The sequence below is a fragment of the Rhodoblastus acidophilus genome, assembly GCF_900187365.1.
GTDB classification, from domain to species: Bacteria; Pseudomonadota; Alphaproteobacteria; order Rhizobiales; family Beijerinckiaceae; genus Rhodoblastus; species Rhodoblastus acidophilus.
The window spans coordinates 1,032,566-1,044,404 of record NZ_FYDG01000001.1 but is presented as its reverse complement, the minus strand read 5'-3'; the positions used below and the strand labels follow the sequence as shown (position 1 = coordinate 1,044,404).

Below are 11,839 nucleotides of genomic sequence, written 5' to 3'. Positions count from 1 at the left end.
TGTTGCGGTCGCCGGTTCTCCGGCGTTTGCGATCGAAGGCGGCCTGCCCAGGATGAACGCGAGTCAATTGCGCGCGGAACGCATCGACGTCTGCGCCGACCGAAAATATCAGTGTTTGCAAAACGCCGTGGGGCGCTTGTTCTCGCAGCGGGGCCAATGCGTCATCAGATACGACCAGTGCGTCAACCGGTGAGGCGCGCGGCGTCCGGGCAGGATGCGCGGGCGCCAAAGATCGGGAGCGCGTGCATGAAATCCTCGCTTGCGCCATACTGCGGCGGGAGCCTGATCCGGGCGAGGACGACCGGCGGGAAGCGCGCATGAGACTGCTGCTGATTGAGGATAATTCGCGCCTGCGGGAGCTTCTCACCGAACGCGTCCACGACGCCGGCTGGCGCATCGACGCGTTCGGAACCGCCGGGGAGGGCGAGGAGGCCATCGCCACCACGCCCTTCGACCTGCTGCTGATCGACCTCGGCTTGCCCGACGGCGACGGCCTCGACCTGATCCGGGATGCGCGCCGCCAGGGCGTGAAAACGCCGATCCTGGCGCTCACCGCGCGCGGCGCCGTGGACGAGCGCATCGCCGGCCTCGACGCCGGCGCCGACGATTATCTCGTCAAGCCGTTCGACCCGCGCGAATTTCTGGCGCGCTGCCGCGCGCTGCTGCGTCGCGCGCCCGATTCCGCGCCCGCCGTGCTGGAGGCGGGGCGCTTGCGCTACGACCCCGCCAGCGGCGTGCTCAGCTGCGACGACGCCGAGCTGTCCTTGACGCCGCGCGAGCGCGCCATCGTCGAGGTGCTGATGCGCGACGTCGGCCGCGTCACGCCCAAACGCAAGCTCGAACACGCCCTGTCCGAATTCGGCGACGAATTTTCCACCAATGCGCTCGACCTCGCCATGTCGCGGCTGCGCAAGAAACTCGACGGCTTGCCCACCGGCGCGGCGATCGAGACGATCCGGGGCGTCGGCTACCTCATGCGCGAGGTCGAGCCATCATGAGGCGCGGGCCGCCGTCCCTGCTGGTTCTGGTGGTGCGGCGGCTGGCGTTCTTCGCGGCTTTGGCCATGCTGGCGCAACTCGCCGGCGTGTTCGCGGAATATTGGACAGACAGCCACAATCTCGGGCGGCTGGCGGTCGAAATGGAGACCAAGGCGCTGGGGGCCGGCGTCTCGATCGAGGCGGGGCGACCGGCCTACGCTTTGCCGCCCGGCCGGCGCGCGCGCTATGGCGACGCGGCGGGCGGATATTACGTCAGGGTGCGCACCGCCTCGACCCAGCTGTTCTCCAATTGCGACGGCGCTTGCGAGCGCTATTTCCCGCCGCTCGACCTGAAGACGCTGGCGTTCTGGATGCGCCCGATTCGGCCGGGCAAGCCGCTCTATGTCGCGGGCGGCCGGATCGCGACCGAAACGCCGGAACCGGTGATGGTCGAGGTCGCCATTCTCGGCGACCGCGACGGCGTGCTGAACGACGTGCTCGCCAACGAAGTTCTGGACCACATGCTGCTTCCCATGAGCCTGATGCTGGTTTTCGTGCTCGGCGCGAACATTCTTTCCGTCGCGCAAGTGCTGCATCCCGTCGCCAAGGCCGCGCGTCAGATCAGCCTGCTCGATCCGAGGACGCCGCCGGGCCGGCTGGCGACGGCCGGCATGCCGCGCGAGATCGCCGGGTTCACGCAGGCCGTCAATGCGGCGCTCGATCGCGTGGCCGAGTTGATGCGCACCAAGCGGCTGCTGACGACGGCCATTTCGCATGAGGTGCGAACGCCGCTGGCCGTGGCCCGGCTGGAGCTGGCGAAAATCTCCGACCCGCGCGCGCGAAAAGTCGAGCAGGACTTGCAGGCGCTCAACCATCTCGTCGAGCAATTGACCGATCTGGCGCGGGTCGAGGGCGCCGCCGACGCGGCCATGGACAGGATCGACCCGGCGGAACTGGCCGAGCGGATTGTCGGCGATCTCGCGGAGCTGATCTATGCCTCGGGCAAGAGCATCGCCTTCGACGATCTCGGCGCGACGCCGTTCAAGGGCCATCGCGCGCTGGTCGAGAACGCCCTGCGCAATCTGATCGAGAACGCCGTGCGGCACGCGCCGAAAGGCGCGGCCATCCAGGTCGAGGCCGGGCCGGGCGCGTCGCTTTCCGTCGTGGATGACGGCTGCGCGATCGCCAAGGCGTCCGCCGGCCCGGGCTGCGTCGGCCGGCAGGGGCTTGGGCTGAAGATTGTCGGCCGCATCGCCGAAATTCATGGCGCGCGCTTTGAATGGACGCGCATCCCCGGCGCGGGCGTGCGCGCAAGTCTCGATTTCGCGGCGACGGTTTCGTGAATGCGGCGCCGGCTAGATCGGCAGGCCGGACACCACCACGCTCTCGCGCATGTGGGCGCCGCCGAGCAACAGCGTGTCGACGATGAATGCGGCCAGATCGGCGCGGCTGATCGTGCGCTTGCGCCGTTCGCCCGTCGCGCTGGCCAGCCAGCGTCCGGTGAGGGCGCCGTCGGTCAGGCCGACCGGCTGCACCAGCGTCCAGTCGAGATCGGACTGCCTGACCAGGGCCTCCTGCCGCTCCTTGTCTTCGAGCTGCTCGGTCAGCCGCAGCCAGCGGAAGATCCGCTTGTGCATGTCCGGCAGCACGGCCCGCGTATCGCCGACGCCGTAACTGGTGACGCAGATCAGCCGCCGGACCGCCGCCGCTTTCGCCGCTGCGATCACATTGGCTGTGCCTTTTTCGCAAATATGGGCGCAGGATTCCCGCTGCGCGCCCAGCGCCAGCAGGACGGGGTTGCGAGGGTCGCCCAGGGCGATCACCACCGCGTCGTGACCGGCGACCGCCTTGGCCACATCCTCGGCGTTGGCGGCGTCGCCGACGATCGCGGGAATCGGCTGTTGCGTGGGCAATTTTCGCGGATCGCGCACGAAAGCGGTGACCTCATGCCCCGCGGCCAGCAGCGTCAAGGCCACCGCGCGTCCGACCCTGCCGGTCGCTCCGAAAACAACGACTTTCAAGACAGAACCCCATATGTTTCATGCGGGCCGAGCCGGCTCGCGCCGACCGCGCCAGAGTCAGCGTTTCGGACGACGGGCTATCATGGCGGCTTGAGCGGGGCAATGCGACGGGGAAGCGCCCGATCCGGCGCGGCGTCCGGTTTTGGCCGCCGGACCGCGTTTTTGCCGCCGCCGCAGTTGTTTTGTCAGGGAAGTCGCTCCAGGCGTGTAAGGGAAATCCCGACTCATCAGCGTCGTGATGTCAGGGATCGCCCCGGCGTCGCAGCGGCGTTCCGGGAAGCATGGTCAGGACATATGCTCCGGGACAACGTAACGCGGACGGCGAGCCCCAATGATTCCTTGCATTCCCGCGCGAAAGCCCAGGCAAAGGGTGGTTTCCGTTTGGGACTGTTCTGTTCAAGGTATGCGTTTTTTTGTCGCAGAGCCAATAAGTTCCCCAGAGAGAGGATGTGTGGCAAGAAATAGCCTTGAAGGGTTTTGGGGCGACGCCCTAGTCTTGCCAGCGCCCATCGGAACTGTCTCATGTACGAGTTCTTCAAAGGCGTCCATATCCTCGGTTTGATTCTGATGGTGGGCAATGTCACCGTCACCGCCTTCTGGAAGGTTTTCGCCGATCGCACCTGCAAGACGCAGATCGTCGCCTTCGCGCAATGGCTCGTGACGGTCACGGACTTCACCTTCACCCTGACCGGCGGCATGCTGATGGTGATCGGCGGCTACGGCGCCGCGCTTTCTGGCCACATCCCATTGTTTTCGACGCCCTGGCTGGCTTATGGGCAACTCATGCTCGGGGTGTCCGGCGCGATCTGGGTCGGCGTGCTCGTTCCCATCCAGATCCGGCAGGCGGGCGCGGCGCGGGATTTCGCAATTATCGGCGACGTGCCGGCCTCCTACAAAAAAGACAGCTTCACCTGGCTGATCTGGGGGCTGATTTCGACCGTTCCGCTGACGCTGGGCTTGTATTTCATGGTGGCCAAGCCCAGTTTCTGAACCGGCCCGCCGCCGGAGGCTGACGCGCGTTCAAGTCTTGCCAAATCCTCAGTCCTCGACAATGGTTGCGCCATCATCACCTGAGGAGAAGGCCCCTTCATGCCCGAAGACGAGTTGTTGCAAACCACCGATGCGGCGCCGCCAGCTTCCCGAATCGAACAATCGGGCGGCGGAGGCGGCGACGCGCCGGCGAGCGACGACAAACCGGTTCAGGGGCCGCGATTCAACGCGCCGGTGGCGCAGGGCGGCTACAGCTGGTGGTATGTCGACGCGCTCAGCGACGACGGGCGCAATGGCATCACCATCATCGCGCTGGTCGGCAGCGTCTTCTCGCCCTATTACGCCGCGATGCGGCGGCGCGGCGGCGGCGATCCGCTGGAGCATGTGTCGCTGAACGTCGCCATTTATGGCGAGGGCAAGCGCTGGAGCATGACCGAACGCGGCAGCGACGCGGTCAAGCGCGACAAGACCTGGCTGCAGATCGGGCCGAGTTCGCTGGAGTGGCGTGACGGCGCGCTGACGATCCACATTGATGAGATCGCCGTGCCCTTGCCCAAGCGCATTCGCGGAACCGTGCGGGTCTATCCGACGGCGGTGCATGGCAAGCCGTATCAACTCGATTCCGCCGGCCGTCACTTCTGGGAGCCGATCGCCCCGTGCGCGCGGGTCGAGGTCGATCTGAAGCGGCCGGCGCTGCGCTGGTCCGGCGAAGGCTATCTCGATTCGAACCGGGGCGACGAACCGCTGGAGGCGGCGTTCAAGCGTTGGGACTGGTCGCGCACGGCGCTGAAGCGCGGCGCCGCCGTGCTGTATGACGTGACCGGCCGCGACGGCGACGGCCCGACGCTCGGTCTCCGCTTCGATCCGAACGGCGATGTGAAGCCGTTCGAGGCTCCGCCCTTCGCCCAGCTGCCTTCGACCTTGTGGCGGGTGCAGCGCGGCACGCGCGTCGACCGGCAGGGCGGCGCGCGCGTGGTGAAAACCCTGGAGGACACGCCGTTCTACGCCCGCTCGGTGCTGGAGACGAACATTTTGGGCGAAACCGCGACGGCCATGCACGAAAGCCTCTGCCTCGACCGGTTCAATTCGCGCTGGGTGCAAACGCTGCTGCCATTCCGGATCCCGCGCGCCATGCGCTGACCCCCTCGCTGCCACGGAGTCTGTCGATGACCGGTTGGACCGCCCGCCTCATGCCGATGCAAACGGGCCGGCTGGCGGTCGTCACCGGAGCGACGGGCGGATTGGGGTACGAGACGGCGCTGGCCCTCGCGGCGGCGGGCGCCGAAGTCGTCCTGACCGGCCGCAGCCCCGCCAAGGGCGCCGACGCGCTGGCGCGGCTGCGCGCGGCCCATCCCAAGGCCAACGTCCGCTTCGCCCGGCTCGACGTCGCCTCGCTCGCCTCGGTGGCCGCCTTCGCTGAGGACATGCGCGCGGCGGGCCGGGGCGTCGATCTGCTGGTCAACAACGCCGGGATCATGGCGCCGCCCGATCGTCATGTGACCGAAGACGGCTTCGAGCTTCAGTTCGCCACCAATGTGCTCGGCCATTTCGCCCTCGCCGCCCGGCTGGCGCCCTTGCTGCGCCAGCGGCCCGGCGCGCGCGTGATCAATGTCGGCAGCCTCGCCGCACATTGGGGGGAAGTCGATCTGTCCGACCTACAGTCAGAGCGCGGCTATGCCGGTTTGAAGGTCTATGGCATGACCAAGCTGGCGGCGCTGATGTGGGCGCTGGAGCTGCAGCGCCGCAGCGCGGCGGCTGGCTGGGGCGTCGCGGCGATGGCGGCGCATCCCGGCGTCGCGCGAACCGACATTATCGGCAATGGCGTCGCCTCGCGCGGCGCGGCGGCGGCGCTGTGGCGGGTCGCCAAATATGTCATTCAGCCGCTCAATCCCTCGGCCGCCACCGGCGCGTCGCACATCCTGTTCGCCGCGACCGCCGTTGAGGCGCGCGGCGGCGGTTATTATGGGCCGTCCCGTGTGTTCGAGACGCGGGGGCCGCCGGGCGCCGCGCACTTTCCGCCTGCGGCGCTGGACGCGACGGTCGCCGCCGGATTGTGGGATGCGCTGGAGCGGCTGGCCGGCGTGGGGTTCGGGTAAAACAGTCGGCGGCTCAGGTCGTCCGGCGGCGCGCGAACGCCAGCACGTAATCGAATTCGTCTTTCATCCCGGCGTCGGGGAAGTTGCGCAGCAGCCAGCCGGCCGGGCCGAGCCGGCGCCGCAGGCCGGCGTCCTCGGCCAGCGCGCGGCTCCAGCCCGGAAACACGTGGTCGCGGATCGACTCCACCCGCACGTCCTCGAAGCCGGCGGCGGCGAGCTTGGCGGCATAGACGTCGCGCGGATAGACGTTTGCGCGCGGCACCGCGAGCGCGGCGCGGGCGATGCTGAACAGCGCAGCGCGCAGCGGGTTGCGCCAGGGATCGGGTTCGGCCCGCATCGGGATGGAATCGGCCAGCACAATGCGGCCGCCCGGCCGCAGCACGCGCGCGGCTTCCGCGAAAAACTGCTCGCGGGTGTCGAAATGGAAGGCGCATTCGACGGCGGTGACCACATCGCAACAGGCGTCCGGCAGGCCGGTCGCCGTGGCCGAGCCTTCGCGCAGGTCGATGCGGTCCTCAAGCCCCTCAGCCCGAACGCGCTCGCGCGCCGCTTGCACCTGCTCGGGCGTGATGTTGACGCCGACGATCCCTCGCGGCGCGAAGCGGCGGGTCCAGTAAATATCCTGCTCGCCAAAGCCGAAGCCGACGTCCACGACGTCGTCGGCGCTGCCGATGCCGGCGGTCTTGCCGACCAGTTCGACCATCGCCTCGCAGGCTTCGTCAATGGTCCGCGCCTCGGCCCAGTAACCGAGGTTCAGATACATCCCGCGCTCTGAGAACGAATGGGTCGAGGCGAGCCGATAGAGCAGGCGCGGCGACAGCGCGGGCAGGCCGGTTTCGGCATGATCGCCGGACGCGGCCACGCGTTGGCGATTCGTCCATTGCCGGCGCAGATCCGTCAGATGCGCGATCAGGGCGGCGAGGAACAGGGCGGGGACCAACAGGCCGGGGAGGCCGGCGATCACCGCGCGCGCCGCGAGCAGCAGGAAGGCGCCGGGCGCAAGAATGAGCAGGGTTTCGCGCGGCCGCAACGGGCAGCGGCCCGTCCGCGCCAGTCGGTAGAGCACGACCGCCTCGACGGCGATCAGCGCCAGCACCAGGTCGATGGCGTGCGCGCTCGCCAGAAAGTCGATCATGGCTCCCCCTTGGCCGCGAAATGAGCGTCGTCATTAAAATCCCGCGCGCCCCAGCTCGAAATCAGCCGGGACGGCGCAGGCCATGGTTGGCACTAGGCCCTTGTTCGCCGTTGCTGTCAACTTGGCGGCCGCGCTCAGGGGCGCGGGGTCACGCCGCCGCGATCCATTGGAATTCCGGCAATTGGGTGCGCGCGAAGGTGAACTGCCGCTTGGCGTAGTGGCGGCTGTCGCGTTTTCCCCGCGCCACCGCCTCCTCCAGCGAACAGGCGCCGTCGAGATGATCCAGCAGGCCGGGCGCGCCGACCGCGCGCAGGGCGGGCAGGGCGCGATCCAGCCCGCGCGCCCGCAGCCGAAAAACCTCCTCCAGCGCGCCCGCTTCCATCATCCGGTCGAAGCGCGCGTCGATGCGGGCGTTGAGAACCGGCCGCTCCGGCGCGAGAAACAGGCATTGGCAGCGTTCAGCCTTCAGCAGCGGCGGCTGGCGCGCGCCCTGGAAACGCGCCAGAGGGGCCTGAAAAGCCTCGAAAATTTCGAGCGCGCGGATCAGGCGCTGCGGGTCGGTCGGGCGCAGCCGCGCCGCCGTTTCCGGGTCGACCTTGGACAGGCGGGCGTGCAGCTCCGCCGGCGCCACGCCGTCGCAAGCGGCGCGCACGCGCGCCCGCACCTCCGGCGGCACGGCGGGAATGTCCGACAGGCCCTGCAACAGGGCCTTGAAATACATGCCGGTGCCGCCGACGAACACCGGAATCAGATCGCGCGCGCGGCAGTCCGCCAGCGCGGCGCGGGCGTCGTCGAGCCACCGTCCCACGGAATAATTGCTTTCCGCATCGATATGTCCGAAAAGCATATGCGGCGCCCTGGCGGTTTCCGCCGCCGTCGGCTGCGCTGAAAGGATGGGCAAATCGCCATAGACTTGCATGGAATCGGCGTTGATCGCGGCGGCGCCTAATTTTTCCGCGATTTCGGCGGCCAAGGCCGTCTTGCCGCTTGCCGTCGGACCTGCGATGAGCACCGCTTGCAAGTCGTTGCGATTCTTAAGTTTGAAAGCGTTCAACACCGCATGACCCATGTCGCGACTCTGGTCGGCGCCGCCGACGCTCAGACGATCAGCCCCGATCTCATCGCCGCTGCGGCGCGCAGGTTGCCGGGCGCGCGGGACCCCGAAATTCTGGCGCCGAACCGCGCGGCGGACATTCCTTTCGCACCGGGCGCCGCCCATGGCAATCCCGACGACGGGTCTTTCGCCGACGTCGGCTATTGCCGCGCCGCCGCCGACGTGTTGCGCATGACGCTGGGCGGCGCGCCGGTCGATATTTTCGTGCAGCCGCGCGCCTGGCGCCGCAAGAAGCTGTTCCTCGCCGATATGGATTCGACCATGATCGGGCAGGAGTGTATCGACGAACTCGCCGATTTCGTCGGCCTCAAGGAGAAGGTGGCCGCGATCACCGAACGCGCCATGCGCGGCGAAATCGCCTTCGAGCCGGCGCTGCGCGAGCGCGTGGCGCTGCTCAAGGGGCTTGATGTTTCTGTTGTGGACGAGGCCATCGCCACCCGAATCGTTCCCAATCCCGGCGGGCGCGAACTGGTGATGACCATGCGCGCCCATGGCGCCTATGCGGCGCTGGTGTCGGGCGGCTTCACCGTCTTCACCTCGGCCATCGCCGAAAAGCTTGGCTTTCAGGAAAACCGCGCCAATGTCCTGAAGATCGAGGACGGCAAGTTTCTCGGCGAGGTCGAGGAGCCGGTGCTGGGCAAGGCCGCCAAGCTCGCCGCGCTGCTGGAGTTGCGGGGGCTGCTTGAACTGGCGCCCGAGGAGACGCTGGCGGTGGGCGACGGGGCCAATGATCTCGACATGCTGGAGGCGGCGGGCCTCGGCGTGGCCTTTCGCGCCAAGCCGGCGGTGGCGAGCGCGGCCCACGCCCGCATCGACCATTCCGACCTGACCGCGCTTTTGTTCGCGCAAGGCTATCGGCTCGACGAATTCGTGAGCTGAACGTGGCCGCCGGCGAAGGGCAAACCTTTGAGTACCGGCTGCAGCGCCTGCCGATCGGCGTGGTGACGCTGGACCGCGACCGCAGGGTTCTGGCGGTGAACGGCGCGGTGCAAAACCTGCTGGGCGGCGCGGGCGGCGATATATTCGGCGTCGACATTCTCGATCTTCATCCCCCCGAAGCGCGCGCCAAAGTCGGCTGGCTGATCGCCAGCGCCGGCGAGACCCCGCTGGGGGCGGCGATCATCGTCGCCACCCGCATGGGCAATCTTCTCGCGCGGGCGATGGCGCTGCGCATTGGGCCGGGGCCGGACGACGTCGGCGCGATCCTGATGTTCTTCACGCTCGGCGATCTCGCGGCCGCGCCGGAGCCGGAGCCGGAACCCGACGCGTTCCTGATGAAACTGCCGATCCAGAAGGGCATGGGCGACGTCACCGCGCTGATCGACATCGACCGGGTCGCGGCCCTGTCCGCCCAGGGCCATTATGCGGAGGCGCTGACGCTGGAGTTTTCCGCGTTCTGCCCGCGCTCGCTGGCGGCGCTGGAGGCGCGGCTCGATCCCGCGCTGTTCGTGCGCGTTCATCGCCGCCATATCGTCAATCTCAGCCATGTGCGCGCGGCGGAGCGTCTCGACGGCGCCTGGTTCCTGCGCATGGCCGACAAGACCGGCGCGCGGATTCCGGTGGGGCGGCGTCAGGTCGAGCGTTTGCGTAAGCTGCTGGCTTTTTAGGCTTGCCGCTTATGCAGGCAAACGACCGTTCGTGCAAGGGCGTCGCCGGTCGCGTGTTGGCCGTTGCGCGCTTGGAAAAGCTTGCGTTCTAGTGGCGCAAATCCACTTTTGGAGCCGACCATGAACGCAGCCGCCCAGCCCGACCGTTACGTCAGTTTTCTCGATATCGACTTTGAAGGGAATATGGCGCGCGTCCTGGATCACCTGCGCCGCTACATCGACAATCCCGAGACCGGCAACGCCTTCTGGGACCGCTTCAAGGGCCGGCTCGCCGCCATCGAGGCCGGCGAGAACTCCATCACCGACAAGCTGCTGCTGCTGCATTCCCACGTCTATTACATGGTCGAACTGTTCGAGGACCATGACGACGAACAGGCGCTGAAGGATTTGAAGAAGCTGGAAGAGGAATGTTTCTAGCCTGCACGGTTTCCGCCGGACGCGGACGACGCGATCCGGCGGAATTTCACCCGGCGTTTAGTAATAGCCTCCGCAGGCTTCGCGATAACGCTGGCAGGTCCCCGCGCCTTCAAGGCCTAGCTCGTCCTTGTGCTCGCAGGTCCAGCGCAATTTCGCGCATCGGTTTTCTTCATGGCCGCCCGAGCAGGCTTCGCGATAGCGCCGGCACGTGCCTGCGCCTTCAAGGCCTAGCTCGTCCTTGTGCTCGCACGCCCAGCGCAGCCGCGAACAGTTCTGCGCCTGGCTGGCGGTTGGCGCCAGACTGCCCAGCAGGCTGAGAGCTGCAACGGCCAGCATCAGTTTTTTCATGTTTGGCTCCTCTTCGAAACGCCGCCTCCTGTCTAAGGGGATAAGCATGAACTGGAGCAGAACGCGGACCAAATCGGACTTTTTGCGCGCGAGTTCCTGTCCTTTTTTGGCCTGGGGCGCCGGTTAGACGACTTCGTCCGGCGCCAGGGCGCAGGCGCGGGACGGATCGACTTCGATCTGCATCGTGGCGTGGTCGATCCCGAATTCATGCGCCAGACTTTCGGCGAGGTCGTGCAGGAAGGCGTCGCCGGGATGGCCTGAGGGCATGACCAGATGGCAGGTCAGCGCCACATGGGTTGTGCTCATCGGCCAGATGTGGAGGTCGTGCAGCGCGGCGACGCCGCTTTTCGCGCGCAGGAATTCGCGCACCTTGGCCGGGTCAATGCGCGGCGGCACGGCGGCCAGCGACATGGCCAGCGATTCCTTCAGCAGCCGCCAGGTTCCCCAGATGATCAGGGCGCTGATGACCAGGCTGACCACCGGGTCGAGCCAGAGCGCGCCGGTGAGGGCGATGATCAGGCCCACGGCGACCACGCCGGCCGAGACCAGCGCGTCCGAGGCCATGTGCAGGAAGGCGCCGCGCAAATTGATGTCGTCCTTGCCCGAGGCGAACAGCCAGGCGGTGAAGCCGTTGATGACGATGCCGGCGGCCGCCACCGCCATCACCACGCCGCCCTCCACCGGCTGCGGCGCGCCGAGCCGCCACAAAGCCTCCCAGGCGATGGCGCCGACGGCCACCAGCAGAAACACCGCGTTGAACAAGGCGGCGAGAATCGACGAACCGCGCAGGCCATAGGTGAAGCGCGCGCTCGGCGCCTTTTTCACCAGTTCGCTGGCCACCCAGGCCACCGCCAGCCCGAGCACGTCGCCGAGATTGTGGCCGGCGTCGGCGAGCAGCGACATGGAATTGGCGACAAAGCCGTAGCCGGCCTCGATGACGACAAAGCCGGTGTTGAGCGCGATGCCCCAGCCGAAGGCCCGGCCGAAACTTTGCGGCGCATGGACATGGCCGTGGCCATGAGTATGGTCGTGGCCATGATCGTGATCGTGGCTTGCGTGGTCGTGCGTGGAACTCATGTCGCCTCCGGGGCCGAATCTATACGTGTTCCAACCGGAAGCAAGCCGGCCCGCTCT

The 11,839-nt window shown here is 67.6% G+C and carries 13 protein-coding genes; 8 read left to right on the top strand and 5 right to left on the bottom strand.

From position 1 onward, the window contains the following. Positions 1 to 317: 317 nt before the first annotated feature. Together CFB24_RS04445 and CFB24_RS04440 are read left to right on the top strand one after the other, a co-directional pair. Positions 318 to 998, top strand: coding sequence for a response regulator transcription factor (locus CFB24_RS04445; protein WP_088519532.1), 681 nt, complete (start codon positions 318 to 320; stop codon positions 996 to 998). Next, positions 995 to 2,320, top strand: a complete 1,326-nt coding sequence (locus CFB24_RS04440; RefSeq protein ID WP_088519317.1) for a sensor histidine kinase — start codon at positions 995 to 997, stop codon at positions 2,318 to 2,320. Before CFB24_RS04445 ends, CFB24_RS04440 begins: the two co-directional genes overlap by 4 nt. A 12-nt stretch (positions 2,321 to 2,332) precedes the next feature. On the opposite strand, the gene CFB24_RS04435 is transcribed toward CFB24_RS04440, so the two are convergent. Next, positions 2,333 to 2,998 carry an NAD(P)-dependent oxidoreductase gene (locus CFB24_RS04435; RefSeq protein WP_088519316.1) on the bottom strand — a complete coding sequence of 222 codons (666 nt, stop codon included), beginning with the start codon at positions 2,996 to 2,998 and terminating at the stop codon, positions 2,333 to 2,335. 522 nt (positions 2,999 to 3,520) lie between these two features. Here CFB24_RS04435 and CFB24_RS04430 point away from each other — a divergent pair. The 3 genes from CFB24_RS04430 to CFB24_RS04420 all read left to right on the top strand — a co-directional run bounded on the left by CFB24_RS04430 (position 3,521) and on the right by CFB24_RS04420 (position 6,084). After that, positions 3,521 to 3,988: a DUF2269 family protein gene (locus tag CFB24_RS04430; protein WP_088519315.1), complete on the top strand. Its 468-nt coding sequence runs from the start codon at positions 3,521 to 3,523 to the stop codon at positions 3,986 to 3,988. A 99-nt stretch (positions 3,989 to 4,087) separates the two neighbouring features. Next, positions 4,088 to 5,128 (top strand): carotenoid 1,2-hydratase, encoded by a 1,041-nt coding sequence (locus CFB24_RS04425; protein ID WP_088519314.1) that lies wholly within the window; start codon positions 4,088 to 4,090, stop codon positions 5,126 to 5,128. A 26-nt stretch (positions 5,129 to 5,154) separates the two neighbouring features. After that, the gene (locus CFB24_RS04420; RefSeq protein WP_088519313.1) at positions 5,155 to 6,084 is read left to right on the top strand and encodes an SDR family oxidoreductase; all 930 of its coding nucleotides are present in this window, start codon (positions 5,155 to 5,157) and stop codon (positions 6,082 to 6,084) included. 13 nt (positions 6,085 to 6,097) lie between these two features. Here CFB24_RS04420 and CFB24_RS04415 read toward each other — a convergent pair whose 3' ends face one another. Together CFB24_RS04415 and miaA are read right to left on the bottom strand one after the other, a co-directional pair. After that, positions 6,098 to 7,219, bottom strand: a complete 1,122-nt coding sequence (locus tag CFB24_RS04415; RefSeq protein ID WP_206605454.1) for an SAM-dependent methyltransferase — start codon at positions 7,217 to 7,219, stop codon at positions 6,098 to 6,100. A 148-nt stretch (positions 7,220 to 7,367) separates the two neighbouring features. Continuing rightward, complete coding sequence (miaA, locus tag CFB24_RS04405) at positions 7,368 to 8,288, bottom strand: tRNA (adenosine(37)-N6)-dimethylallyltransferase MiaA (RefSeq protein WP_088519312.1); 921 nt, start codon at positions 8,286 to 8,288, stop codon at positions 7,368 to 7,370. Here miaA and serB point away from each other — a divergent pair. The 3 genes from serB (at position 8,280) to cowN (ending at position 10,357) form a co-directional block, all read left to right on the top strand. Beyond that, positions 8,280 to 9,212, top strand: coding sequence for a phosphoserine phosphatase SerB (gene serB / locus CFB24_RS04400; protein ID WP_088519311.1), 933 nt, complete (start codon positions 8,280 to 8,282; stop codon positions 9,210 to 9,212). The genes miaA and serB overlap by 9 nt on opposite strands. A 2-nt stretch (positions 9,213 to 9,214) precedes the next feature. Then, complete coding sequence (locus tag CFB24_RS04395; RefSeq protein WP_244593171.1) at positions 9,215 to 9,940, top strand: PAS domain-containing transcriptional regulator; 726 nt, start codon at positions 9,215 to 9,217, stop codon at positions 9,938 to 9,940. A 120-nt stretch (positions 9,941 to 10,060) separates the two neighbouring features. Continuing rightward, positions 10,061 to 10,357 carry a N(2)-fixation sustaining protein CowN gene (gene cowN / locus CFB24_RS04390; RefSeq protein WP_088519309.1) on the top strand — a complete coding sequence of 99 codons (297 nt, stop codon included), beginning with the start codon at positions 10,061 to 10,063 and terminating at the stop codon, positions 10,355 to 10,357. Between the two features lie 57 nt (positions 10,358 to 10,414). On the opposite strand, the gene CFB24_RS04385 is transcribed toward cowN, so the two are convergent. Continuing rightward, complete coding sequence (locus tag CFB24_RS04385) at positions 10,415 to 10,705, bottom strand: hypothetical protein (protein ID WP_088519308.1); 291 nt, start codon at positions 10,703 to 10,705, stop codon at positions 10,415 to 10,417. Between the two features lie 123 nt (positions 10,706 to 10,828). Next, on the bottom strand, positions 10,829 to 11,782 hold the full coding sequence (locus tag CFB24_RS04380; RefSeq protein ID WP_088519307.1) for a cation diffusion facilitator family transporter: 954 nt from the start codon (positions 11,780 to 11,782) through the stop codon (positions 10,829 to 10,831). Positions 11,783 to 11,839 lie beyond the last annotated feature (57 nt).

What these genes read in the sequence shown, in the direction of transcription:
- CFB24_RS04445 (WP_088519532.1), top strand. Translation starts at nt 318, where the DNA reads ATGAGACTGCTGCTGATTGAGGATAATTCGCGCCTGCGGGAGCTTCTC.
- CFB24_RS04440 (WP_088519317.1), top strand. Translation starts at nt 995, where the DNA reads ATGAGGCGCGGGCCGCCGTCCCTGCTGGTTCTGGTGGTGCGGCGGCTG.
- CFB24_RS04430 (WP_088519315.1), top strand. Translation starts at nt 3,521, where the DNA reads ATGTACGAGTTCTTCAAAGGCGTCCATATCCTCGGTTTGATTCTGATG.
- CFB24_RS04425 (WP_088519314.1), top strand. Translation starts at nt 4,088, where the DNA reads ATGCCCGAAGACGAGTTGTTGCAAACCACCGATGCGGCGCCGCCAGCT.
- CFB24_RS04420 (WP_088519313.1), top strand. Translation starts at nt 5,155, where the DNA reads ATGACCGGTTGGACCGCCCGCCTCATGCCGATGCAAACGGGCCGGCTG.
- CFB24_RS04415 (WP_206605454.1), bottom strand. Translation starts at nt 7,219, where the DNA reads ATGATCGACTTTCTGGCGAGCGCGCACGCCATCGACCTGGTGCTGGCG.
- serB (WP_088519311.1), top strand. Translation starts at nt 8,280, where the DNA reads ATGACCCATGTCGCGACTCTGGTCGGCGCCGCCGACGCTCAGACGATC.
- miaA (WP_088519312.1), bottom strand. Translation starts at nt 8,288, where the DNA reads ATGGGTCATGCGGTGTTGAACGCTTTCAAACTTAAGAATCGCAACGAC.
- cowN (WP_088519309.1), top strand. Translation starts at nt 10,061, where the DNA reads ATGAACGCAGCCGCCCAGCCCGACCGTTACGTCAGTTTTCTCGATATC.
- CFB24_RS04385 (WP_088519308.1), bottom strand. Translation starts at nt 10,705, where the DNA reads ATGAAAAAACTGATGCTGGCCGTTGCAGCTCTCAGCCTGCTGGGCAGT.
- CFB24_RS04380 (WP_088519307.1), bottom strand. Translation starts at nt 11,782, where the DNA reads ATGAGTTCCACGCACGACCACGCAAGCCACGATCACGATCATGGCCAC.